Here is a 25,525-nt window from a genome sequence, read left to right as displayed (position 1 = left end):
TTCGATAAAGAACCGATTAAAATGAGAGAACCAAACAAAAACAGTCATTAGCCGTTTTGCTTGATTCTCTTTGTTGTATTTGTTTTACGGTTCTGTCTGCCTGCAGCAAGAGTCTTGCCATTCTTATTTTATCGATAAATGGCTTTGATGGGGTCCATTTTAGCTGCATTGATAGCCGGCATAATGCCGAAAAACAATCCAGTCAAAACAGAAACAGAAGTAGATAACAAAATCGTCTGCATCGTCAAAACAGGTTTCAGTTCCATAAAATTACCGATCAACACAGCAATTCCATAACCCGATACCAATCCTAATATCCCCCCAATAAACGTAATAAAAGCTGCTTCTAGAATAAATTGGAACAGAATATTCCGCGGCTTAGCTCCAATTGCACGTCGGATCCCGATTTCTCTCTTACGTTCAGTAACGGATACATACATGATGTTCATCACACCGATCCCGCCAACTAGCAGAGAAATAGCCGTGATAGCCATTAAAAAGCTCACAATTCCAGACATGTAACTTTCCATCTCTTGCTGCATTTCTTCATTTGAACGGTCTTCTTCAAAAATCCCTTCTTCATCAGGATAACTTTCAGTTAATGATTGAATGACTGCTTCAGTAACAGCGTACCGATCAGCCGTAGTCTCCATTTTAATTTTTAATGCATTAATCGGTTTGAATTTGGTCAGCTCATTATAAGAGGCTCTTGGTACATCGGAAGTCATCGCTGTCATATAATCATCGCCGCCTAATGAAATGCTCTCATAATCATACGGTTGTTTGATCCCAATCACTTGGTACATATAGCCGTTAATTGAAATAGCTTGACCAATCATCTCTTCCGGATCGTCTATCATCATGCCATAGTCAAAGACCTCATGCGATAAAACAATGACGTTCTGATTAGCGTCTGCCGTTGTAACATTGCGTCCGTATAAAAGCGTTTGGTCTTGGCTGTAAGGCGTCAACTGAAGAGAAGATTGCTGCCCAAAATATTCAAATTCTGCACTGATCATTTCTTCTGTGCTACCGCCCATTCCCAATCCTTCTCCATAATCAGGTAAAACAGAAGCGACTCCTGCTATTTTTTGAATTCGCTTCATATCGACTCGTGAAAATACAAAACTTGAATCTTCATAAATAGCTGTTTCGTCTGTCATCGGCATGGTGTAATTGATTTGGATGACATTCGCATTAGTGGAATCGGCTAACTCTACTGTTTGTTGTCGGATTCCTTCGCCTAAAGCAGCAATGGTTACCACTGAAGCTATCCCAATAATAATGCCCAACATCGTTAAAAAGACACGGAACTTATGAGCTTTCAAACTCAAAAATGTACTAATCAAAATATTGCGGATCATACTGTTGTCACCTCTTCTTCAAAAGCTCCATCTTTCATTCGAATAACACGTGTAGCATAAGCGGTCATATCTTCATCATGAGTGACCATCACAATGGTTTTGCCTTCTTGATTCAATTTTTTCAATGTTTCCATAATGGTTTTCCCGGTTTCACTATCCAACGCACCCGTTGGTTCATCAGCCATAATCAATAGCGGATCATTGATCAATGCACGTGCAATCGCGACACGCTGTTGTTGACCACCTGACAGTTCAGAGGTTTTCATTTTCAGTTTGTCTCCAATCCCGACTAGATCCAGAAAATGTTGGGCTTTTTCTTTTTTTTCTTTTGAATTGTTCATCCCTTTATATACCATCGGCAATTCAACATTTTGTTGCACATTTAAGGAATCGATCAAAAAGAATTGCTGGAAAACAAAGCCAAAAAATGCATTGCGGTACTCTGATTTTTGGTTTTCGTTCAATAACGAGACATCTTCTCCTCGGAATAAATAAGTTCCCGTACTGATTCGATCTAAGAAACCAATGATATTCATCAATGTTGTTTTTCCGCTGCCGGATTTCCCCATGATCATGACAAAATCGCCTTCATTAATTGTCAAATCCAAGCCTTTTAGGATATGTGATTCTTGTTTTCCTTGTTTAAAGGACTTATTGATTTCCTTTAAAACAATCAAGGGTTGAGGTGCTTGTGCTGATTTCATTTTTTCACCCCTACTCTTCTATAGTGATTGAATCCATCGCTTCTTGTTCCAGCGATTCAGATAACAATTGACCTTCTTCAATTTCAACTTGAGACGAAACAATGATTTGGTCTTCAGCTTCCAAACCACTTGTAACAACTGTATTTTCGCCTTCTTCTTCCCCTAATTGAATCACACGTCTAACCACTGTTCCAAAATCATTGACCAAAACATATGATTGGTCGTCTTCTTGATGAATCGCTATCGTTGGAATATTAACAGTCGCTTCACCAATGTTTATGATTGCTTGAACGTGGTAGCCGTTTCGAATGCCTTCTAATGTATCCAATGACAGTTTTACTGGATAGCTTGACATCATTGATTCTTGACCGCCATAGTTTTCCATACCATCTCCAGCTTCTGCTGGATTCAAATCAATAAAATTAACTTTACCCGTCACGGTATGGTTATTGGAAATGACTTTGATATCTGCCGTTTGCTTGGCTGCTAATTTCCCGACATCTTTTTCATTAACGGTTCCTGCTACATAAAAACTATCTGAGATTAATTTTAAAATAGGCGATTCCGCATCTTTAACTTCCGGTATGTATACTTTTCCGCTAAATGGCGCAACGATATCCTTGAAGCGCTGTTCTTTTAGCGACTCAATATTATTATATAATTCCGTGACTTCTGCATCCAAATCAGCTGTACTCATATCTATTTTTAATTCTTCCAATGTTTGAGTACGTTCTTCTTCTGGCAGTTTCTGCCAATTTTGAATGGCTAAGTCACGTTTATAAACGGCATTCGAGCGCTGTGTCTCCATTCTGGCTGCTTGATTTTTAAAATCATTCAGCTGAGCGGAAACTTCTGTATTTTCATAAGTATATAAAAGGGTTCCTTTCTCAACGGTTTCACCATTCTCGACTTGCAAGTCTCCCATCGTACCAAGAGATTCTTCTTTACGAAATTCCTGTGATTGCTCCGGTTTCACCGTTCCATTAACAAAGACTTGATCCATTCCCGGTACAACAAAATAGTCGATTCCATAAGGATCTGCTGCTTCCTCTGTCACTTCTTCATTTGAAAAAAATAACGACTTGGCAGCGACTCCGCCAATGACTACTACTAATAAAACACCCAAACCAATCCATAGTTTCTTTTTCATTTGTCTACTCCTTGCTTGTTTTATTTTTATACTTGCTTAGTTGCTTTCAGTTTTATTTTTAGAGGGCCTTTCTCTATATTTTTATCTTTTTTACAAATCGTTTCTTTACTTTACTCACACATAAATCCTTCACAAAAAACAAACGTTTTGCAAAATCTCCTGATTGCATCATACCTTATTTGGTATCGTTTTTCCAAGCTTATTTTTAAAAATTAATAACTATTATTAAGCAAAAAAATTGAGCAAATAACCTGACTAATAAGAAGGCTATTTGCTCATTTTTTAGAATAACAGTTTTAAAAAATTTTGTGTTTACTGTACTTGGAAATCACTTTTTCCTGTTGTCACGATATCATACGTTGCATTTAATGAACCTTCTACTAAATTCTCAACAGCCGTTTCTGTATAGAATGCAATATGCGGAGTATAGAAAATATCATCTCTGGCCATCAATGCATTGAAAATGTCATCATCGATTTCAGCACCTTTTAAGTCTTTGTTAACAAATGGATGCTCGTATTCATAAGTATCTAAAACTGCTCCAGCTAATTTTCCGTTTTCCAAAGCTTCAAGTAAATCTTCTGTATCCACGATCGTTCCTCTTGCTGTATTGATCAAATAAGCGCCGTCTTTCATTTGTGCAAACAATTCTTTATTGAATAAATGGTAGTTGTCTTCTGTTGCCGGCATATGGATAGAAATCAAATCGGCTTCTTGTACTAACTCTTCAAGCGTATCTTTATAGGTTAAAAATTTACGTGCTTCATCATTTTGATACAAATCAAATCCTATAATTTCTGCACCGAATCCGGCAAATAATTCACCGGTAATACGTCCAATCCGGCCAGTTCCAACGATCCCGATTTTCATTGACCGAACTTCTCTGCTTAAAATGGCTTTATTCCAGCTGAAGTTGTGGTTTTCTACATTTTTTTTAATCAAATCTAGATGGCGAATCATATTTAATGAAGCTGTTACTGCAAATTCGGCAATAGCATTAGGTGAATAGGCTGGAACATTTGTAATCGTCAATCCATTTTCTTGTGCTGCTTTTAAATCAAACATATCGTAACCGGCAGAACGAGTAGCCAATTGTTTGATACCCATCTCAGCTAAAGCAGGATACAATTCTTCATCTAATTTTCCTGTTTGTTGGATCAAAACGCCGTCATTGCCTCGTACTTTTTCCAGTGTATCCATTGTTAAAATATCAGTTGTGGTTTCAACATTCACACCAGATTTTTTGCTCCAGACCATTGCTGCGTCTTTTTCATCTTCACGAGTTCCAAACATAATTAAGTTCATTTATAATTCCTCCTAAATTTTATCTACTGATTATTTTTTTATTTAGCTGCAACAAATTTGAACGCTTCGTTTTCATATAATTTAATCAATTTCGTACATACAAAGTCTACTACAAAAGCACCAACAAATGGAATAATAAAGAAGGCTAATAGAGCAATTCCCATATTACCAACAGCGTTACCTTCCATAAACTTCATTGCATTGATGGGTCCGACCAATCCTGAGAAGCCAAATCCTGCTGAAAAAGGTGTGCCTTGAATATTAAACAGTGCTGCAAAAATTCCGCTGATTGCTGCATTGACTGCAAGCGGGATACCGATAACTGGATATTTGATCAAGTTGGGCATCATCATTTTCATTGCTCCTAGACCAACTGAAGAAGTTACTCCGATACTGTTCACTTTCATTGATCCGATAACCAAGCTTGCAGCTGCTGCACAAATCCCAATGTTTGCTGCTCCCGAAGCCAGTCCTGACAAACCGATTGCAGTAGCAATTGCCACAGTTGAGATTGGAGAGATAATAAGAATAGAGAATGAAACAGCAATCAAAACACTCATTAAGACAGGTTGTAATTCAGTAAAGCTGTTGATCAATGTTCCAATACTAGAAGTGATTAATTTCACATAAGGGAGTGTGAACGAACCAACTGCACCCGCACCGGCGCCTGCAATGATTGGTAGCAGCAAAATGGTCATCGAACCAAGTTTGTTTCCAAGTGCCATAACTAGCAGAACCGCAATGGATGCTGTGATCATAGTATTGATCAAGTCACCGATACCGACCAGCATGAAAGCTCCGTCAGTGATCACGTATGCTCCTGATCCAACAAATGCTGCAGCTCCGACAATGATCGTTTGCATTGGATTTAACTTGAATTGCATAGCGATCAGCACACCTACAATAATGGGAACGGAATACTGAAACCCTTGAACGACTTGCAATAAGGAAATAAAGATGTCCATTTTTGTGCCTAAATATTTAAATAATTCTCCTAAAATAGCATTCGGAATCAACCCAACCACAATCCCGGTTGCGGTCCCTGCTAAAACCCGATTTAAAAATACTTTACCTGTTAATTTCGTTTCTTTTTCTGACATGATGTTTCCTCCTTGATATATATTTCACAAAATGAGATAAAAATATAATGCATGATAATAATAGCATTGAGCTAGATTAACAATTAAACAATTGTTAACTTTTAATTAGTGAACGGCTCCTTTCTTAATCTTTTTTGTTTTGTGAAGTTATTCACCATTACATCTATAGTATCTATGATTTTCAATTAAAAGTCAAGCACAATTTTCTAACTTTTTACATTGAATATTTTATGAAAACGATTAAAAACGCTATTTAATAAGATTTATCCTGATATATTTTTTTATTAATTTCATTTTTTCATTCTTGTGAATAGTTTTATATGGTATTTTTTTAATCAGAAATGTTCTTTATGCCTTTAAGAAAATCTTTTTCGTGATTTTCCTATTCTTTTGTTTGATAGCCCCCTTCTACCTAATACTTCTTATTTGTTTTCTACTTCTTTTGTCTGCTAGTCATTCACTGTAGAAAAAACTTATTAACCCAACACAATAATAAAGCAGCCTGCTTTTCTATCAGCAGGCTGCTTTACTTCTCTGTTATTTTTCAACATCATAATCCTGTAGGACACAACCGGTATCTTTATCGGCTGTTTTTTTGAACATTTAAAACTAATCCAATACAACAAGATAAAACAATCATACTTGAACCGCCGTAACTGATAAAAGGTAAGGTTACTCCGCTAATCGGCAACCAGCCTACTACACCGCCAATATTGATGACACTTTGAATCAGCAGCAACGTCCCAACACCGATACAGATCAATGAACTAAAGGTGTCTTTGCTTTTGATGCCGACGTATAAAATACGGATAATTAAAAAAAATAATAAACTTAATAGGAAAAAGACACCAGCCAATCCCAGTTCCTCACCAATAATGGCTAGGATAAAGTCTGTATGCGGTTCAGGCAAATAACCGGTTTTTTGTACACTTCGGCCTAAACCAACACCTAAAACGCCCCCTCTGCTTAACGCATAATAAGAGTTGACTAGCTGCATCCCTGCTCCTTCAGCTAAAGTGAATGGCGACCAAAAAGCTTCGAATCGTTCTAACCGATACTCTGATATGCCCGGCATCTTGTCTCTAAACAAGTAAATCGCCCTGATGTATATTCCTAAGAGCCCCGAGAAAGCTGCGGTACTAGCGAAGCCTACTCTAAACGGCATACCACTTGAAAAAACTTGGATCGTCATAACCACTCCAATGATAACCAAACTGCCTGCATCTGGCTGCAGTAAAACCAGTACAGCAACTAAAAATAAGACTGCAAAAGGCGGCCACACGGCTTGAGTCCAGTTTTTCTCAATCGCATATTGTTTTCTGGAGAGAATATAGGCTGTATACCATAATAAAATAAATTTCGTCACTTCTACCGGCTGGATGTTAAAAACACCTAATGAAATCCAACGACTAGCACCATTGACTTTTTTAGCAAACAGCACAACAACTAGTAAAAAAAACATCACGCCTAAAGCATAAGCTAAAATTTTTTTATTTTTTAACAGCCATGTTTTTAAAAAATAAAAAAAGAGTAATCCTGCTAACCCCATTGTTATATAAATCAACTGGTTTCTAAAATAAGTAGCGCTATTTTGTGTATTGGTCAGTGCGACAAAACTACTGGAACTGTAAACCATTAATACACCTAAAAACAACAGGGTAATGTACGGAACGATAATATAATAATCTAGTTTCTTCATTTTTGCTGGTTCAACTTCCTTCTTTCTGTTTTAGTTTTTAGACTTTTTAAGCAAAGAATATATTTTGGAATGAATCACACTAATTGTTTACTCTTTTGTATCAGAACCAAGAGCCCACCGGTAAATAGCGTGTGCTACTCCATCTTCTTCATTTGTTTTGGTCTCATATTTGGCAGCTTTTTTAATTTCTTCAGTCGCATTCCCCATTGCGACACTTTCACCGGCTGCTTCAATCATATCGATATCGTTGGCACCATCACCAATTGCCATGATCTCTTCTTTTGCAAAGCCGAGTTTTTTAGCTAAGCCAAGCAACGCAGCTCCTTTATTGGCTTGTTTAGGCAATACTTCAAATACATACGACAAACTTCTGATTGGATAATAGTCCTGATAAATAAATTCAGTAACTTGTGGAACAAATTCATCTAAAACTTCTGAATCTGCTACAAACACTGCTTTATAAATCGTCATGTCATCTGGAATGTCTTTTGCCGGCAAGTAATTCAATTCCATTCCTAATAAATCTGCATCATATTGTAAAATTTCAGTTTGCTTTCCTGTATAGTAGTAATCTTTCTCGTTGAAGTATGAAAAACTTATTTCCAAATCCTTTCGTCTTAATCCTTCTAAATTTGCTACATCTTCATGAGATAAAGTATGGCTATAGACAATTTCTTGAGTGTTGGTTTTTTGAACCAGCGTTCCATTTAATGAAATAACATAATCTTCTTCTTGAGACAATTCCAATTCTTCTAGGTAAGGATAGATAGCTTTCAACGGTCTTCCAGTACATAAAACAATTTTTATACCAGCTTCAATCGCTTCTTGTAAAGCCGTTTTCACTTTTTCAGTTATAAGATGAGATTCATTTAACAATGTTCCATCCATATCAATCGCAATCAATTTAATCATTCTTATCTTCCCCTTTAATTTCATTCTAGTCACTACTTAATGTACCATACAAATACTAAATTAAAAGAGAGCAAAATTCCCTTCTTTAATCATTGATAAAAAAACTTAGATGGGTTCAACTGCTCTTTGTCCTTAAATTAAATTAGAATTGATCAACTCAAACTTGTTGCGTGCCTTAATAAAGATACAGTAGCGGTTTTAAGTCACGATAAATGTCTTTGCGTGACCTAACGATTAGAAATACTTGCCTTTAAGTCACGATAACCCTTTTTGCGTGCCCTAACGATTGGAATTCTTTATCTTTAAGTCACGATAAACCAATTATTGAGAGATCTTTTAAAATAATGTGTTTTTCGGTATCCACCGAAAAGGTCTAATCGGAACGGTTAAAGAAAATTGGACCAATTTATTTATAAAAAAATGATTGAGCTGTTTTAATGCAGCACAAATGAATTTCATCCTACTCAACTGCTTCTCTTTTAATTTATTTTTTTCGAAACTCAATCCTTGTGCTTCTTACAATCCCACTTGTTCTTTAAATTCTTTCATATAAGAACGGCTAACAGGAATCTTCAACTGATTGTTCAATGTGACTTGATAGGTGTGGTTAAACCAAGGCTGGATCTCCTCAATCGCATTTATGTTGATCAAATAAGAACGGTGCACTCGTAAAAAAGTAGGAAAACTGATTTTTTTCTCAATCGCACTCAATGGTTCATTGATCGGGTATTCGCGTTTTTTAGTATAAATCGTTGTCTCACCGTTTTCGACTCCTACTGCTATGATCTCTTCAGTCTTTACTAAAAAAATCCGATCCTCTAACTGAACGGGGATAGCATTTAACGGCTCTTGCGGAAATTCATGGAGCAGTTGGTTCTCTTTTTGATGCATTTTGTAGGCTTTCGTAACGGCCTGCTGAATACGCTTTTGTTCAAAAGGTTTTAAGACATAATCTTTCGCATTTAATTCAAATGCTTTGACTGCGTAGTCATCGTAAGCAGTGGCAAAAATGATCAGCGGTGGATTTTTTAAATGATTGAGTTTATCAGCTAATGTTAGGCCGCTTTCATTAGTTAAATGAATATCAAGAAAAATCAAATCTACCGATTTTTGCAGCATTTGTTCCAATGCTTCTTCAATCGAGTCTGCTTCCCTCACTGAAGTTATTTCTTCGCATTGTTCTAATAAATAAGCCAGTTCATTTCGAGCTAAAGGCTCATCATCAACGATCAATGTATGCATGTGCTTTTCCTTCCTCCTTTTCCCGGTATGGAACAGTACATAAAACTGCGGTTCCTTGAGCAGATGTTTCAAAATGCAACTTCCCATTTTCTCCGAATAAACTGATTAGCCGCTTGTTTAAATTTTCAAGCGCTGACCCTGTGCCTTTTTCAGATAAAACAGCTTCTTTGCCTAACTTGATCAAGCGTTCCGTTTCTATTCCCAGTCCATTATCTTTTACGCTGACTCGCACTCCTTCTTCCTGCTTAGTAACCTCAACCCAAATTTGGTTGCCCATTTTACGGCTTCCAAAAGCATGTTTAAAGGCATTTTCCACTAAAATTTGCACCAAAAAAGGCGGCACTAAAACTTCTGAAAGTCCTTCTGCTACTTCTATGTTGACCTGATAGCGGTCTGGAAAACGAGCTTGTTCTAAAGACAAATAGGCTTCTACTTGTTCTAGTTCTTTTGACAACGGAATCAAATTGGTCCTCGCTCCCTGCAAATTAGAACGGAAAAAGTGACTTAATTGAATCAACAGACTGCGAGATTTTTCACTATCAACTCGAATCAAAGCAGAAATCGTATTGATGGCATTAAAAAAGAAATGCGGATTCACTTGAGCTTGCAGCGATTTGATTTCAGCATCTTGTAATAGTTTTCCTTGCAACTCCATTTCACCTAATTCGATTTGACTGGAAAAAATGTTGCCCAAGCCTTCCGCTAATTGGCGTTCGACAAAAGTCAATTTTGTCGCATCTGTAAAATACATTTTCAAGATTCCAACTGTCGTACCTTTCGATTTCAAGGGAATCACGATTGCTGCTTCTAGCGGACAACCGGCATGATGGCAGCCGATTTCCTCATGTGAATGAGCTTCTTTAATTTTCCCGCTTTGCAATACTTCTTTTGATAAACTCGTCAAAATTCCATTAGAAGGAATATGATGATCGCTGGCTGCACCAACATGAGCTAAAATTCTTTCTTGATCGGTGATGCTGACGGCGGAGACTTTAATGAATCGCTTAATGATCTTAGCTGCTTCTGTACACGATTGTTCGTTCATCCCTGCCCGAAAGTAAGGCAGTGTTTCGTTGGCCAGATGCAAAACATCATGAGTTTGCACTGCTTTGGTTTGTTCTTCCTGACGCAAAGTTGCAATAATAATCGATAAGAAAATTGCTGTTCCTAGACTATTTATCAAAATCATCGGCAATGAAATAAAACTGACCAATTTGATCGATTCTTGAAGATCTCCGCTAAAAATCAAGATACATACCATTTGGATTCCTTCAGCCAACGCACCAATAAGCATGCCTTCAGAAACAGTCGGGTAACTGTTCTTTTTCATTGTCCTCCCTCCATAAATCCCGGTAAACAATCCGATTAAGATAGAAGAAATCACGTAAATAAAAGCCGCTTCTCCGCCTTGAAAATAGCGAACGATTCCAGAAATAATCCCGACACTCACACCAACAGCGGGACCACCGATCAATCCTGAAACACCGATAGTCAACACACGTGTATTGGCTAGTGAAGAATTAGCAGCTAAAGTAGTAAATAGTTGATCTGATATAATTTGGTCACGGCCGATCTCAACTCCGGTAAAATTAGAGATCGTAGCAAAGATACTAAATACAACAATCAATTGAAGTTTTGTCGCTAATTGTTTCCGTTCCGTTAACATATTTTTAAAGTATTGAATATTCATTAGCATATAGGCCACGATAATGATTAAGCCGACTCGCTCGATCATTAGAATAAATAAATTCAACATATCTGTCTTCCCACCTCCATTATGGCTACCTCTAGTTTACATCAAAACACTTAGAAACTTAAAATGATTTTAACAGCTTGATAGTTTCATTAATATTCCTCTATAACAATAATTATAAAATAAACAAAAAATATGCACCCTGTCTTAGGTATGGAGCCAAAAAAACTCCGTAAGTCGAATTCGAAAATTCAATCTACGAAGTTTTAAGACGTGTTATGTTAATTACGACTACTATTTAGTCAGTAGTTAGTTTTTTATTTAACTATATTATAGTAAATTCTTGAAGTGATGCGGTAAATCAACCAATAAATTAGACTAAATGCTACGATAACACCAAGAATCGATAAAACCAATAATTTTTGGTTGGTGATTCCAAAGATGACCAGCATTTTTTGAATGATTGGGTAAGCAAAAGCGATATGGATAACCGCAATAATGATTGGCAAGAAAAACATCCAAACAATTTGCAAACGAGTAGAATCTTTGATCATCTTCTTATCCAATCCGACTTTTTGCATGATTTGAAATTTTTCACGGTCGTCATACCCTTCGGAAACCTGTTTGAAGTACGTGATCAAAACAGTCCCAATGGTAAACAACAGACCTAAGAAGACACCTAGGAATAGGAACCCGCCGTTCATACCATACCATTCATCCCGATTCATTTCTTTGGATTCATAACTCATTGAAGGTGTGTCGTTAAATACTGCTTTTAAATCAGCAGCATATGCCGCTTTCTCTGCTGGACTGCCTGTCGTGTTCCAATTGATTGTTCCAGAAAGACCCCCTATAAAAGTATCTGGGTTTTGCTGCATATAATCTTGAGTCACCGTTTCAATTTCTGAAATATTTGGCAAGACCAGCACCAAAATTTCTAACAACTCACCTTGACTTTCGATATCTCCTGGAACAACTGCCATTTTCTGCAGCTGATACGTTTGTTCCCCTAACGAAAGTGTTTGTCCTTTCAAAGTATCTTTTGAATGATAATACAACGCTTCATTCTCTCCTAATTCAATCGTTTCATCCGTCCATTGATTGTAATCTTCCAATGGAAGGATAATGACAGATACTATTGAAGTAAAGTCAGTGAGTGAGGTACTCTCTGGTATCACAAATTTATTCTTTTCAAGCATTCCAAGAAGCGTTTGGTATCTGTAGCTTTCCAGCTGATCAATTTTTAAATCAGCTGCTGCAGTCTGCTCATCAATAGTTGTTTTGATTTGTTCCATCTCAGGCAGCTGACTATTTCCTGCCGATTCTTCTTGTTCTCCGCCATAGATCGTTACCGCGTTCTCAAATGGGAAACGGTTATCCAAGGTCTCTTCTGTACCGACAAACATCGCAACGGTTGTCGACAAAGCCACAATGACCATGGTAGCCAGAATACAAATATTGGCTAATCCGACGGCGTTTTGTTTCATGCGGTACAGCATTCCAGATATGGAAATAAATGGACCGGGACGGTAATACAAGTTCTTATTTTTCTTTAAAGCCTTAAGAATAAAAATAGAGCCAGAAATAAAGAACAAATAGGTACCGACAATGACTAATAAAACTGCGATAAAGAAATATTGCAGCGCATCAAGCGGATTTTCAATCGTTAAGGAAATCCAATAGCCGCCTGCAAGCAAACCGACGGAAAGAAGAAACAAGATAATCGATCCTTTTGGCTCTTTCTCCCCTTCTTTACGACCTTTCAATAATTTGATTGGATTAGAAAAAGTGACTTGGCTGATATTGTAAAGCAGACCGACCAAGAAAATCCCAGCAAATAAAGCAACCGTCAGCAAAGCTTTGTCTACGGAAGCCGTATACTTCATTGGTTCTGGCAAATTGAGTAGGTAATTCAAAGACATGAAAAATAATTTCCCGAATACTTGTCCAGTGATTAAGCCAGCCACAATACTAAAGAAACTCGTCAACACCATTTCCAATAACAATACTTTCGCCACGTGTTTTTTTCCTAAGCCTAATATACCGTAAAGCCCAATTTCTTTTTTTCGGCGTTTGATCAAAAAACTGTTGGTATACAGAATAAAGATAAATGAAAAGATTCCGACCACAACGGCTCCAAAACCAAATAACATAGGTAATGTACTTGAACGTCCTTGAACAAACTCATTGGTCAATAACGAGACCATCAAAAAGAACATGGCCACTGTCATAATAGAAGAAAGCACATAAGGTAAATACGTTTGCTTGTTAGAACGAATATTCCGCACGGCTAATTTGGCGAAAAATTTAGTGTTCATACTGCTCACCTCGGCTAGATAACACTCTCATAGATTGAGCGATTTGATCCATAAATTCTTCTGCTGTTTGATCGCCACGATAAATTTCATGGTAAACAGCTCCGTCTCGGATAAACAAGACTCGGTTCGAGTAGCTGGCTGCCCGCGCACTATGCGTGACCATCATGATCGTTTGTCCTGATTCGTTGATCCGTTCAAATGTTTCTAACAAATTTTGTGAAGCTCGTGAATCCAGTGCTCCAGTCGGCTCATCTGCCAAAATGATTTTAGGGTTGGTGATCAAAGCTCTAGAAACAGCCACCCGTTGTTTTTGCCCGCCAGAGACTTCATAGGGATAATTGTCCAAATAAGCTTCTATGCCTAAGTTTTTAACAATCGGTTGAATCCGGCTTTCCATTTCAGCGACCGGTGTATTGGATAAAACTAATGGCAATAAAATGTTGTCGCGAATGGTAAAGTTATCCAATAGATTAAAATCTTGAAAAACAAAACCCAGTGTGTTCCGACGAAAAGCAGAGATTTCGCGGTCTTTGATTTTAGATAAAGGTTTACCGTCTAAATATACTTCTCCGCTGCTGGCACTGTCCAATGTTGACAAGATATTCAGTAAGGTTGTTTTACCCGACCCAGATTCTCCCATAATGGAAACAAACTCGCCATTTTCAACTGAAAAGTTTACATTTGTCAGTGCTTCTGTTTGTTGACTCGAAAAACGAGCGGTATAAACTTTTTTTACATTTTTAACTTCTAATAAAGGCATATGCTACCTCCTCCTTTTCTTCTCTTACATCTTATGATAAATAATGTTTCATTGCATTTACCTATTCTTACAAAACAGAAAAACAACCTTACAGTTTTGTAAGGCTGCTTGTTTTCAATCAAATAGCTCTAATTCTTTTCGGGCTAAATGGATAAACACTTTTGTCCCTTCCCCCAGCACAGATTCGATCGTCAGCTGATGACCCAATCGATTAACGATTTTTTGACTCAAGAAAAGACCCAGTCCAGTTGATTTTTCATGAAGCCGACCGTTTAATCCGGAATAACCTTTTTCAAAAATCCTTGGCAAGTCTTCAGCTCGGATGCCCATGCCGTTGTCTTCAATCACTAATGTTTCTGATCTCTCAGGATCCATATAAATCTTGATTGTCCCACCGACCGTATATTTCAGGCTATTGGACAAAATTTGTTCCAACAAGATTTGAAGCCATTTGCCATCGGTCAAAATCGACTCTTGAATTTCTTCATACTCTAATGAAATATGGTTATATATAAAGAGAATCGAATATTTCTTGATGATTTTCTTAATAACACCATCGAGTTCGATTTCAGCGAAATCGAGATCCGTACCGCTTTCTTCAATTTTTAAATAGTTCAAAGCCATATGAGTGTAATCTTCCAGACGCAGCAACTCCTGATTCACTTGCTTGGTCAGTGGTTGTTTGGGCTGGCTTTGCATCAATAAGCTGATAGCAGCAATCGGTGTTTTGATTTGATGCAGCCAAAGAGTGAAATATTCCAGTTGTTCGCTATTTTTTTCACCGAAGTGCTGTTCCTTTTCACGCAACTGACTGACTAAAGCAAGGATTTTTTCATGATACCATTCATCTGCCGGATCTACACTCTTAGGCAAGTAATTTTCCAGTTCTACATTGTCTTGCTGGATATCTTGCAGCATGTCGTATCTTTTAGCATAGCGATAAAATTGCGCCAACAAATAAAGAAAAAATAAAAACGCCGTCAGTTCAATCGTATAAAATAACAAATCTAATGGCAGTTTACCTAATAAATAAACGGCACTAAAAAACAAGAGCATGCCGATATACAAGAAAAATTGAGGCCGCATAGCTTTAAAAAAAGAAACGAGGAGGTGTTTATTTAGTGATTTAATGAGAATCGTCTCCTTTACTCAATCCATAGCCCCACCCTTTTTTCGTTAAAATAAACTCTTTTAACCCGATAGCGGTGAGCTTTTTACGTAAACGAGTGATATTGACAGCTAACGTATTATCATCGATAAAAGACTCATCTTCCCATAATTTAACCATGATGTCTTCTCTTGATACGAAGTCGCCTTTGCTTAAAAATAACAGTTCCATGATCTTTAATTCATTTCGTGTCAGCTCTATTTCTTGTTCTTGGTATTGGAGCTTCGATTCGCCTAATTTTAAAATCACTTGATGGTACGTTAAAAAATTTTCTGCTTCATTGAAATCATACGTCCTTCGCAAAAGCGCTTGTACTTTTGCAACAGCGACCGTCAAATCAAACGGCTTGCTGATAAAGTCGTCTGCTCCCATTTGGATGGCCATTACAATATCCATGTTCTCGTTCCGTGAAGAAATGAAAATAATCGGAACTTGAGAAAACTTGCGGATCTCCTGACACCAATAATACCCGTTGAAATAAGGCAGCCGAATATCCATCAATACCAGCTGAGGTGCTGCAGCCGTAAATTCTTCAATAATCGTATTAAAATTAGTCACCACTACTGCTTCATATTGCCAACGCTCTAGTTCTTCGCGCAATACATGAGCAATCGTCAAGTCATCCTCAACAATCATGATTTTAAACATGGTATCCCTTCCTAACTGTTCTTATCATTTTAGTTGTTATCTCCAGTTTACCTGATAATCATTCCTAAAAACAGCAACAAATGTTACCTAGAATGGAGAAGTTATCAAAAAGATTGATATCCCCGCATAATGGAGAAAATAAATGTATTTTAACGGATCGCACTTTTTATGATCCTTTCTGCTTTTGATGCTTTAGTTGAATAAACGTTTCGTATTTGCTTTAGTTAGAATCGGTTTGCGGTGCACAGCTTGAAATATCTGCAACTTGTCAGCTGGAAAATCGTGCTTTTTTACTCAGGCGATTTGCCAGTATCACGAGTAGGAAAAGTATTTTTCTTTATCTAAATTTATGGTATGGTTACGTTGAATCACGTGAATTCGTCCTTATTTATTGAGAGTGTGGTCACTTCAATATAGCATGAAATTCAGGCGGCTTTTTTTATTCAAAGCTGGCTAATTGTATTACAAAAGTCGTTTCTTTTCTAAGAAAAACATACATAAAACCAACAGAATAACTTTTGATCCATCTCAAAAAAATAATTCACCTCATCCTCTTAAGGACACTGTTCTATTCTTTGGGCTGTTTACTTTGTTATTTACTACATACGTGGAGGGATTATTTATGCGTGATATCTTGGAAAAATATGAACAAAGAAAACTTGTATTGGTTGAAACACTTTATTTTTATGTGTTCAAAATATACCGACAGAACCAAACTTAAGGAAAATCAAGCGAGCAATTGATGAAATAAGAAAAGTAGGACCAACTGTTTCGAAGCTGAAAAAAGCAACTTAAAAAGAAAAGGAGACCAATGATGTTACCAATTTTAGAAATTAAAAATCTCAAGAAATCGTTTGGTTCAAATGAAGTGTTAAGAGGTGTTGATTTTGCCGTTTATCCTGGTGAAATCATAGGGTATATCGGTACAAATGGTGCCGGAAAAAGTACTACAGTCAAGATGATTTTAGGTTTACTGAAACCTGACGCCGGAGAAATTACGATTTTTGGAAGTCCATTAATTAAAAATGAGACAGCTTATAAAAATCGAATTGGATATGTACCGGAAAATGCTGATTTGTATGAGACGCTGACAGCGGAAGAATACTTTTTATTTGTTGGTCAACTATATGGGTTAAGCGAATCCCATATTCAGCAAAGAAGTTTCGCCATGATGACTGCCATGAAGATTGAATCAGCTTTTCGGACCAGACTTTCATCTTTTTCCAAAGGGATGCGCCAAAAAGTATTGATCATCTCCAGTTTATTACATAATCCTGATATTCTTTTTTGGGATGAACCGCTGAACGGACTAGATGCCAATAGCGTACTCGTTATCAAAGAGATATTAACTCAATTAAAAATGGAAGGAAAAACGATCTTTTACTCATCACATATTATGGATACAGTTGAAAAACTTAGTGATCGTATTTTAATTCTTAACAACGGACAAATCGTTGCAGACGGTCCTTTTAATGAGATTCAACATGAAGCAGAAGGAACTTTAGAAGACTTATTTAACGAGCTGACCGGATTTGATGAACAACAGCAACTCGCTCAAGACTTTGTGCATGCCATGAAGGGAGAAGATCCCGATGCTTAAGCCGCTTCCTTTAAAAGAGCCGATCTATTTAAAAGCATTGGATCTCTTTTCTTCTCTTTATGAAAAAAATGGAGTAGATTATGATCAATTGCGGTTAATTGTGAAAACCAAAATCATGATGGATGGACGTGAACCTAATCCCATCATGCAAAGTAAAAAAGATACAACAGAGAAAAATTCTTTCTTTTCTTCTTTGATCTTATATTTTATTATCAGTATATTTATGATTGCTATTTTATTTTTCGGCGACAGTTTGATTGTACAGTATACCTTCTTTTTTAGTTACTTGTTTATTATGTTGCTATCTACGATGATTGCCAGTTTTTCTTCTATTTTGCTTGATACGAAAGATCAAATTTTAATTGGTACAAAGCCGGTGACAGGACAAACACTCAGCGCAGCTAAAGCTACCCATGTTTTTGTTTACCTGTTCTCTTTGACTTTAGCGTTAGGCGGTCCAGTGACGCTCGCCACTTACTTTGTTCATGGCCTGATTGCTGGTTTGCTTGTCACCTTGTTGACTGTTATTTTCAGTTTTTGGACGTTGTTGTTTACCTTAGTCATCTACGCCGCTATTCTGAAACGGTTCAATGGGGAAAAATTAAGAAACATCATCGCTTACAGTCAAATCGGCTTATCTATCTTTACTGTTTTAGGCTATCAATTAGTTGGACGGCTATTTGATATCTTTGATGTCTCCATTATATATCAACCAAAAATCTGGCATATTCCATTATTTCCATTGTGGTTCGCCGCTCCGCTTGGTTTGCTTCAAGAAGGTGCGAATAGATATTATGTCTTGTATACTTTACTGTTTGTGGTCGTAACAATTCTGTTCTTTTTCTATTACAAAAAGAACAGCTCTCAATTGGAACAAAACATTCAAAAGTTGACGGATCAAAATGAATCCATTGAAGAGCACAACCGTTGGATGAATCGAACAAAGAATGTTCTTTGTCTCAATCAGGCAGAACGGCCTTATTATCAATTTACATGGAAAATCATTCAAAACGAACGCGAATTCAAAACCAGAATTTATCCGTCATTAGCTATTTCTTTTATCCTTCCGTTGATTTTTGTTTTTAACAGCTTCAGTGACGGCATGACGCTTAATGATATTCGAAGCAACAGTTTTCCTTATTCTGTTTACATCACACTATTCATGGTTCCGCAATTAGCCGGTTCATTGAAGTATTCATCTTCTTATAAAGGAGCTTGGATTTTTCAAATGAGTCCGCGCAGCAATGACGGTCTCTTCATAAGAGCTGCTGGAAAATCCGTCTGGATGAGACTGCTGGTACCTTTCTATGTAGTACTAGGAAGTTTATTATTATTCTTGTTCGGCTGGGATGACCTTTCTGTGATCCTCAACGGCTTCTTAGCCACGACGATCGTTTTTTTTGGATACCTGAATACAACAATGACTACTTTTCTTTTTTCACAAAAGTTCACTGCTGCAGACAGCACGAATGATTTTGTGATGATCATCCTTTTATTTATTACAGCTGGTTTGTTCGGATTAATCAACTTTTGGGTCTCCTCTTTTAACCCCATTGGCAGCTGGTTGATGACACTCATCTTAGCTGTCATAGCGTTTTACTATTTATTTAAAGCACATAAAAAAAGGCCATTCAATCAAGCGTAATACAATATAATCCTAGAATTTTTTCTATATAAAAAACGATAAGAAGCTAAGTTATGATCCTTAGCGTTTCTTATCGTTTTTTGTGTCTCTTTTACTCAGCTATCACTTTAAAATTATCATTTGTTTCAGCTTTGATAATCGGATGCTCAGCCAAATAATCTGCTATCAGTTCTGTCATGTCTTTTTGTACTTCGCGAATGATTTTATCAGCTGTATACATGGCATAGTTTCCACCGCCAACAGCTCGATATTGATTCGCTGTTACTTCAAACCAGTCAGCTGCATGAACAGGTTCTCCTTTATACAGCAACGTTGTGATTCGCTTTCCAATCGGCTGTTTCACGTTGATCGTATACTCAATGCCTTCATACATATCATAGTTGTAGTATTGCGGTTTAGGCTCAACAAACTGCGGATTGATTCCAATCGTGCCATCTGCTTCTGCTTGGAAAAAGGCAGCCGATTGTTCTAAAGCTGCTTTTAGGTCTTCGCCTGAAATGCGAAGAACAGCTAGCGTATTCGGGTAAATATAATTGGTCACTACATCACGCATGGTAATAATGGAGCCGAATCCTTTTCCTTCATTGTTAAATAAAGCTGTTCCAGAAATATCCGTTCCGGTTGCTGTCATTTGTACTTTTTGAATAAATTCCACATAAGGATGCTCCTTCAAACGAGCTTGATTTGCATCTTGAATCGTCATATCGCCTTCAACTTTGCCCAATGGCTGATCCAACCACTCCTCAACTTCTTCAGACAATTCTGTTAAAGAAGCCAATACGTTTGCATCCGGGACAGCCTTACCTGTTTCCACCAATTGTGCTTCATTAGCCGTTACTTCATATTTTCCTTGAGCATTCTGTTCAAGGTTTAATGTGATTTCACCGACGTATTCTCCGCGATAGCCTGGTTGAATAACCGGAATGCCGTTTAGTGTAGTAGCGATCACGCGGTGTTGGTGTCCTGTGATCAATGCATCGATACCTGCCACTTGTGTTGCTAATTGGTAGCCTTCATTTTCACCAGTTAAAGCTTCGGTTGGTTCCCCGGTCGTCAGTTCTTTTTCGAATCCGCCATGGTAACTGACCACCACTACGTCTGCCAACTCTCTTAACTTTGGCACATACTCTTTGGCTGTATCGACAATACTCTTAAACGTCAACCCTTGAATATGGTTTGGGTGCTCCCAGTTCGGAATGTATTGAGTCGTCAATCCTAAAACAGCGATTTTAATTCCATCTTTTTCAAAAATTTCGTACGCTTTGCCAAAAGCCGGCTTGCCTTCTTCATTCACGATATTGGCTGCCAAGATAGGATGATTAGTGGCAGAGATGGCTTGTTGCAAGTAATCTTTCCCATAGTTAAATTCATGGTTTCCTAATACTCCCGCATCATAATCGATCAAATTTAGTACGTTTATTAATTCAGCAGGGTTATTTGTTTTTCTGCGTCTGGCAATATAGTAACTTAACGGCGATCCTTGAATAAAGTCGCCATTTTCAATAGTTAATACTGGTCCATCTGCTGCTGCTTTTTTTTCTTTAATAATGGTCGCAGCTTTTGCTGAGCCAAAAGGCATATCTTGGTCTTTCGCTCCAAAGTTACTTGGCTTAATATAGCCGTGCATATCACTTGTCGCTAAAATCGTTAGTTTCATTTTTGTCCATCCCTTTCACAAATTCATTTTTAATGTAAAAAAAGCCAAACAAGAAAATGCACTTCTTATTTAGCCTTATTGTAGATGTCTAGCAGTTCAAGCCTGGCTCTCGAGAAATAGACAAGTCCAACCCATTGCGCAGTATGCTCATTCGGAGCTGTACTTGCTATTTTCCTATCTAACCAAAACGGCTTATACTGCTTTTCCTAATTAAACTAGTTTTTTTCTTAATGTTCCAGAAAGGAAATCGATCAACGTAACCATCACGATGATTCCAATCAGAATAATTCCAACACGGTCCCATGAACGTGCATCGATGGCAAAGATCATCGGAGTACCGATCCCGCCGGCTCCTACAATCCCTAAGATAGAGGCTGAACGGACAGCCAATTCAAACCGATAAAGCGTATAGGAAATAAATTCAGGAACCAGTTGCGGCAAAGTAGCAAAAAATAAGACATTGGTTTTATTTCCACCAGCACTAATGATCGATTCAGAAGGCCCTTGATCCATATTCTCAATCGCTTCGCTGTACAATTTAGCCAGCATACCGATTGAGTGAATACTAACCGCCAATACCCCTGCAAAAGAACCGGGACCAACTGTTTTGATAAACATGATTGCCAAAACAATTTCGGGAAATGTCCGAATAGCGGTTAAGACAAATTTGCCAGTCGTTGAAACAAAACGTTTACTCTTCTTATTGCGCGCTGCCCAAAATGCAAAAGGCAAACTTAAAATGGCTGAAATAAAAGTTCCTAGAAAAGCAATCGCAATGGTTTCAATCAATAAACTGATTAAATCTTCACCATCACCTGTGTACACGTAGCCCCAGTCGGGATGAATCAAACCGCTAAAGATGGCTTTTGATACGCTGCCTGCAGTATCTTTAACACCGCTGAATGGTATTCCTGCAAATGCCCAGATATAAATAGCTGCAAGAATAACCACGATCAGAATCGTTTTATACCTATTTTTCTTTGGTTGAGTCGGTAGCATTATAGTAATCTCTCCCTTAGTTTGTTACTGATGGCATCAATGACCAATACCACCAAAAAAATCACGATCACAATGACAGCTGTTCTGTCGTATCTGAATTGGCTCAATGATCGTTGTAAATAAATACCGATTCCTCCAGCTCCAATATAACCTAAAACAGTGGAAGCACGGACATTGATTTCAAAACAATACAAGAAATAACTGAAAAAGTGACTACTGACTTGCGGGAAAATAGCGTAACGAATAATTTGCATTTTATTTGCACCAGAAGCTGTCAATGCTTCAACCGGTCCTTCGTCAATCGTTTCAATCGCTTCATAAAATAATTTTGAAATCATTCCGAAAGAAAAGACGGATAAGGTAATGACACCGGCAACTGGTCCAATTCCTACGATGGCCACAAATACAGCAGCCAACATTAGATCCGGAACAGTCCGGACAATATTTAAAATAAAGCGTAAGACGCTATTCACTATTGGATTTTTAACAATATTACGCGCAGCTAACAAGGAAAACGGCAAAGCGACCAAGGCTCCAAAGGTTGTTCCGATAATAGCCATTTGGATTGTTTCCAGCAAAGGTTGAATGACAATACTTATGTAACTCCAATCTGGTAACGCCATTTGCTTTAAAATAACTGTCATTTGGCCCATATTGGCAAATAAACGCCCCATCTTTACTTCAGAAAGATTGGCACTATAAAGAAAAATAAGAACAAATAGAATCGCCCAAAGAAGTGATTTTACTTTGCTTTTGCCTTTGGGTAGGTCTGAAGAATGGGTGTTCATGCAGTAACCTCCTCGGGTTTAGGTTCTTCTAGGATTTTTTCTCCATAAATACCGCGCAATGTTTCATCAGTGGCTTTTGCTACTGGTCCATCAAAAACAACTTCTCCGTCCCGTAACCCAATAATTCGTGTACCGTATTGGCGCGCCAACTCAACAGAATGTAAATTCACTACAATCGTTATTCCTAGTTCTTGGTTGATCCGCAATAAATCATCCATTACTTTTTCCGTTGTCACCGGGTCTAAAGAAGCAACCGGCTCGTCGGCTAAGATAATTTTCGGTTCTTGGCTTAATGCTCGTGCAATGGAAACCCGTTGTTGTTGTCCTCCGGATAATTCATCCGCACGCGTATAAACTTTTTCTGCCAAATTGACCCGTTGCAAAGCTTCATAAGCAAGTTGTTTGTCTTCTTTTGGAAACATGCCCAACATTGTTTTGAAAGTAGAATGATAAGCAACACGGCCTGATAAGACATTTCGTAAAACGGTCGAGCGCTTCACTAAGTTGAAACTTTGGAAAATCATTCCGATATCACGGCGAATCAAACGCAATTCTTTACCCTTTGCCTGAGTAATCGATTTTCCATCAATTTGAATATCACCAGATGTAATCTCATGTAGTCGGTTAATAGCTCGTAACATGGTACTCTTACCCGCACCGGATAAACCAACGACAATGACAAATTCCCCCTGCTTGATGTCAATATTTAAGTCTTTTAATCCTTGAACCCCATTTGGGTATACTTTACTTACATTCTGAAAAGAAATAATCGATGCATTTTTATCGACAATGGGTGTCATTTTTCTTCTCCTCCAATTTTTAAATTTAATTCATACATTTTGCCTCATTACAGTGTAAAGTATTTGACCTTTTTTTACTAGAATTATTAAGTTTTGCTAAAAACAAACAATTGATGTAAAAAGAACAACTTACTTACCAATTGAATCTATTTTTTTGTGTAAATTGTACGATAGATGGGCTCTAGCTGACACTTCTACCTATTTTCCAGCTGCTTTTGTCTGGTAGAACCCCTCTAGCTGACACTTCCACCTATTTTCTAGCTGCTTTTGTCTGGTAGAACCCCTCTAGCTGACACTTCCACCTATTTTCCTGCTGCTTTTGTCTGATAGAACTCCTCTAGCTGACACTTCCACCTATTTTCCTGCTGCTTTTGTCTGATAGAACTCCTCTAGCTGACACTTCTGACTATTTTCCTGCTGCTTTTGTCTGGTAGAACCCCTCTAGCTGACACTTCCACCTATTTTCCTGCTGCTTTTGTCTGATAGAACTCCTCTAGCTGACACTTCCACCTATTTTCCTGCTGCTTTTGTCTGATAGAACTCCTCTAGCTGACACTTCTGACTATTTTCCTGCTGCTTTTGTCTGGTAGAAACGTTCCATCTTTCATTATCTCTTTTCTATGGCCGTTCTCATATTTGCAAACCCTATATGACAAAAAAGGTTATCTTTGGATTCAACCAAAGATAACCTTTTTCAATCCATTTACTAAAGGCAGAGAACTTCTCATAGTGAAACAATATTTTTTATTCTCTCTTATTGTCCAACTTCTTCAGCATATTCTCTTACGATATCAAAGTTTTTGTCATCGGATACGACATAGCCTTCGTGAGAATAGACGTCAGAAATGATTTGTTTGCCTTTTTCTGATTTTCCAATTGCAATAAAAGCGTCTTGGATTTTTTTATTCCATTCTTCACTCATATCAGCACGAGCAGTAATTGTGTCATTTGGAATAGGTTCAGTAATGTACATTGGTTCAACTTTTTCAAAAATATCTGGAACATCTTTTACTACATTGTTACGAGCATCTTCAAAAACGAACGCTGCATCTACATCGCCATTTAAAACGGAAAGGATCGCTTGGTCATGTCCTTTTACTTGTACAGTTGTGATGTCACTATTTTCAATATCGACACCTGCTTTTTTCATTTCAGCAGCCGGCCATACATACCCTGCTGAAGAAGTAACATCTTGAGTAGCAATCGTTTTGCCTTTTAAGTCTTCTAGTGTTTTAATGTCGCTGCCGGTTTTAACGACGATCATTGATTTATACGAATCAACCAATGAGTCTGTTGGTTTTCCGCCAGGTTGTTCAACGCCATAACGTTGAGCTTGCAACAATACTTTTGCGTCACTTTGTTCGTGAGCTAATACATAAGCATTTGGAGGTAAGAATCCAATATCGATTTGTTCTGAAGACATTGCTTCAATAATAGTATTGTAATCAGTAGAAACACTTACTTCAACTGGAATATCCAATTCAGCTTCTAGTAAATCTTCTAACGGTTTTGCTTTGGCTTCAAGTGTTTCTGCTGCCTGAGAAGGAACAAATTGAACTTTTAATGTTTTTGGCACATATCCTTCGTCCGTTTGCGTACCATCACCGCTGTCCGATCCTCCGCCACAAGCCGCTAAAGTCGCAGTCAAGGCTAAACTTAAACCAAATAAAACCATCTTTTTCATGTTCTTCATTTTACTGATTTTCCTCCCTAAAAGAGCTGATATGTAACTCAAAAGCAGTAAGCCGCTCTTAAGTCCTTTATTAGTATATCGGTTATTTTTCAATTTATCAATACTCAGTTACCGCTTTTACAATAAATTTACAACAATAAAACGAATAATTAACATATTTACAATTCGTTCGTTCGTCTTTAGAGAAACTTTCTTTTCGAGAAAATAGCGGTTTATCGCCCCTTTCCCACAAAAAAAGAGTATGATATAAAATCACACTCCTTCTTCATTATCTTATCAA

At 37.6% G+C, this 25,525-nt stretch carries 20 protein-coding genes; 2 read left to right on the top strand and 18 right to left on the bottom strand.

The window, feature by feature from the left end; all coding sequences use genetic code 11:
• Window positions 1-128 precede the first annotated feature (128 nt).
• The 13 genes from BR87_RS00640 to BR87_RS00580 all read right to left on the bottom strand — a co-directional run bounded on the left by BR87_RS00640 (window position 129) and on the right by BR87_RS00580 (window position 16,063).
• Window positions 129-1,364 (bottom strand): ABC transporter permease, encoded by a 1,236-nt coding sequence (locus tag BR87_RS00640; RefSeq protein WP_035027476.1) that lies wholly within the window; start codon window positions 1,362-1,364, stop codon window positions 129-131.
• Entirely contained in the window at window positions 1,361-2,068 is a 708-nt protein-coding gene (locus BR87_RS00635) for an ABC transporter ATP-binding protein (protein ID WP_035027473.1), read from the bottom strand. The genes BR87_RS00640 and BR87_RS00635 overlap by 4 nt, the downstream gene beginning before the upstream one ends.
• A gap of 10 nt (window positions 2,069-2,078) precedes the next feature.
• Window positions 2,079-3,218, bottom strand: coding sequence for an efflux RND transporter periplasmic adaptor subunit (locus tag BR87_RS00630; protein ID WP_035027470.1), 1,140 nt, complete (start codon window positions 3,216-3,218; stop codon window positions 2,079-2,081).
• 312 nt (window positions 3,219-3,530) lie between these two features.
• Window positions 3,531-4,523 carry a D-2-hydroxyacid dehydrogenase gene (locus BR87_RS00625; protein WP_035027468.1) on the bottom strand — a complete coding sequence of 331 codons (993 nt, stop codon included), beginning with the start codon at window positions 4,521-4,523 and terminating at the stop codon, window positions 3,531-3,533.
• 38 nt (window positions 4,524-4,561) lie between these two features.
• Window positions 4,562-5,623 (bottom strand): PTS sugar transporter subunit IIC, encoded by a 1,062-nt coding sequence (locus tag BR87_RS00620; RefSeq protein WP_035027463.1) that lies wholly within the window; start codon window positions 5,621-5,623, stop codon window positions 4,562-4,564.
• A gap of 580 nt (window positions 5,624-6,203) precedes the next feature.
• On the bottom strand, window positions 6,204-7,322 hold the full coding sequence (locus BR87_RS00615; RefSeq protein WP_035027460.1) for an FtsW/RodA/SpoVE family cell cycle protein: 1,119 nt from the start codon (window positions 7,320-7,322) through the stop codon (window positions 6,204-6,206).
• An 87-nt stretch (window positions 7,323-7,409) separates the two neighbouring features.
• Window positions 7,410-8,234 carry a Cof-type HAD-IIB family hydrolase gene (locus BR87_RS00610; protein WP_035027457.1) on the bottom strand — a complete coding sequence of 275 codons (825 nt, stop codon included), beginning with the start codon at window positions 8,232-8,234 and terminating at the stop codon, window positions 7,410-7,412.
• Between the two features lie 516 nt (window positions 8,235-8,750).
• Window positions 8,751-9,476 carry a LytTR family transcriptional regulator DNA-binding domain-containing protein gene (locus BR87_RS00605; RefSeq protein ID WP_035027454.1) on the bottom strand — a complete coding sequence of 242 codons (726 nt, stop codon included), beginning with the start codon at window positions 9,474-9,476 and terminating at the stop codon, window positions 8,751-8,753.
• Window positions 9,457-11,232 carry a sensor histidine kinase gene (locus BR87_RS00600; RefSeq protein ID WP_035027451.1) on the bottom strand — a complete coding sequence of 592 codons (1,776 nt, stop codon included), beginning with the start codon at window positions 11,230-11,232 and terminating at the stop codon, window positions 9,457-9,459. The genes BR87_RS00605 and BR87_RS00600 overlap by 20 nt, the downstream gene beginning before the upstream one ends.
• Window positions 11,233-11,486: 254 nt before the next feature.
• On the bottom strand, window positions 11,487-13,487 hold the full coding sequence (locus BR87_RS00595; protein WP_035027449.1) for an FtsX-like permease family protein: 2,001 nt from the start codon (window positions 13,485-13,487) through the stop codon (window positions 11,487-11,489).
• Entirely contained in the window at window positions 13,477-14,247 is a 771-nt protein-coding gene (locus BR87_RS00590) for an ABC transporter ATP-binding protein (RefSeq protein WP_035027446.1), read from the bottom strand. Before BR87_RS00590 ends, BR87_RS00595 begins: the two co-directional genes overlap by 11 nt.
• Window positions 14,248-14,361: 114 nt before the next feature.
• Window positions 14,362-15,333 carry a sensor histidine kinase gene (locus tag BR87_RS00585; RefSeq protein ID WP_244877013.1) on the bottom strand — a complete coding sequence of 324 codons (972 nt, stop codon included), beginning with the start codon at window positions 15,331-15,333 and terminating at the stop codon, window positions 14,362-14,364.
• Window positions 15,334-15,373: 40 nt separating this feature from the next.
• Window positions 15,374-16,063: a response regulator transcription factor gene (locus BR87_RS00580; RefSeq protein ID WP_035027440.1), complete on the bottom strand. Its 690-nt coding sequence runs from the start codon at window positions 16,061-16,063 to the stop codon at window positions 15,374-15,376.
• An 811-nt stretch (window positions 16,064-16,874) separates the two neighbouring features.
• Between BR87_RS00580 and BR87_RS00575 the strand changes: the two genes are divergently transcribed.
• Window positions 16,875-17,663 (top strand): ABC transporter ATP-binding protein, encoded by a 789-nt coding sequence (locus tag BR87_RS00575; protein ID WP_035027437.1) that lies wholly within the window; start codon window positions 16,875-16,877, stop codon window positions 17,661-17,663.
• Window positions 17,656-19,308 carry a hypothetical protein gene (locus tag BR87_RS00570; RefSeq protein ID WP_035027434.1) on the top strand — a complete coding sequence of 551 codons (1,653 nt, stop codon included), beginning with the start codon at window positions 17,656-17,658 and terminating at the stop codon, window positions 19,306-19,308. The genes BR87_RS00575 and BR87_RS00570 overlap by 8 nt, the downstream gene beginning before the upstream one ends.
• A gap of 91 nt (window positions 19,309-19,399) precedes the next feature.
• On the opposite strand, the gene BR87_RS00565 is transcribed toward BR87_RS00570, so the two are convergent.
• The 5 genes from BR87_RS00565 to BR87_RS00545 all read right to left on the bottom strand — a co-directional run bounded on the left by BR87_RS00565 (window position 19,400) and on the right by BR87_RS00545 (window position 25,245).
• Window positions 19,400-20,965 (bottom strand): bifunctional metallophosphatase/5'-nucleotidase, encoded by a 1,566-nt coding sequence (locus BR87_RS00565; protein ID WP_035027431.1) that lies wholly within the window; start codon window positions 20,963-20,965, stop codon window positions 19,400-19,402.
• Window positions 20,966-21,175: 210 nt separating this feature from the next.
• Complete coding sequence (gene phnE / locus BR87_RS00560) at window positions 21,176-21,967, bottom strand: phosphonate ABC transporter, permease protein PhnE (protein ID WP_192986762.1); 792 nt, start codon at window positions 21,965-21,967, stop codon at window positions 21,176-21,178.
• Window positions 21,964-22,752: a phosphonate ABC transporter, permease protein PhnE gene (phnE, locus tag BR87_RS00555; protein ID WP_035027425.1), complete on the bottom strand. Its 789-nt coding sequence runs from the start codon at window positions 22,750-22,752 to the stop codon at window positions 21,964-21,966. The genes phnE (BR87_RS00560) and phnE (BR87_RS00555) overlap by 4 nt, the downstream gene beginning before the upstream one ends.
• Entirely contained in the window at window positions 22,749-23,552 is an 804-nt protein-coding gene (phnC, locus tag BR87_RS00550; RefSeq protein WP_035027422.1) for a phosphonate ABC transporter ATP-binding protein, read from the bottom strand. The genes phnE (BR87_RS00555) and phnC overlap by 4 nt, the downstream gene beginning before the upstream one ends.
• A gap of 754 nt (window positions 23,553-24,306) precedes the next feature.
• Window positions 24,307-25,245: a phosphate/phosphite/phosphonate ABC transporter substrate-binding protein gene (locus BR87_RS00545; protein WP_035027419.1), complete on the bottom strand. Its 939-nt coding sequence runs from the start codon at window positions 25,243-25,245 to the stop codon at window positions 24,307-24,309.
• Window positions 25,246-25,525: the final 280 nt, after the last annotated feature.

The sequence above is a fragment of the Carnobacterium mobile DSM 4848 genome (assembly GCF_000744825.1).
Classification (GTDB): domain Bacteria; phylum Bacillota; class Bacilli; order Lactobacillales; family Carnobacteriaceae; genus Carnobacterium_A; species Carnobacterium_A mobile.
This window is presented reverse-complemented; position numbering and strand designations above follow the sequence as displayed.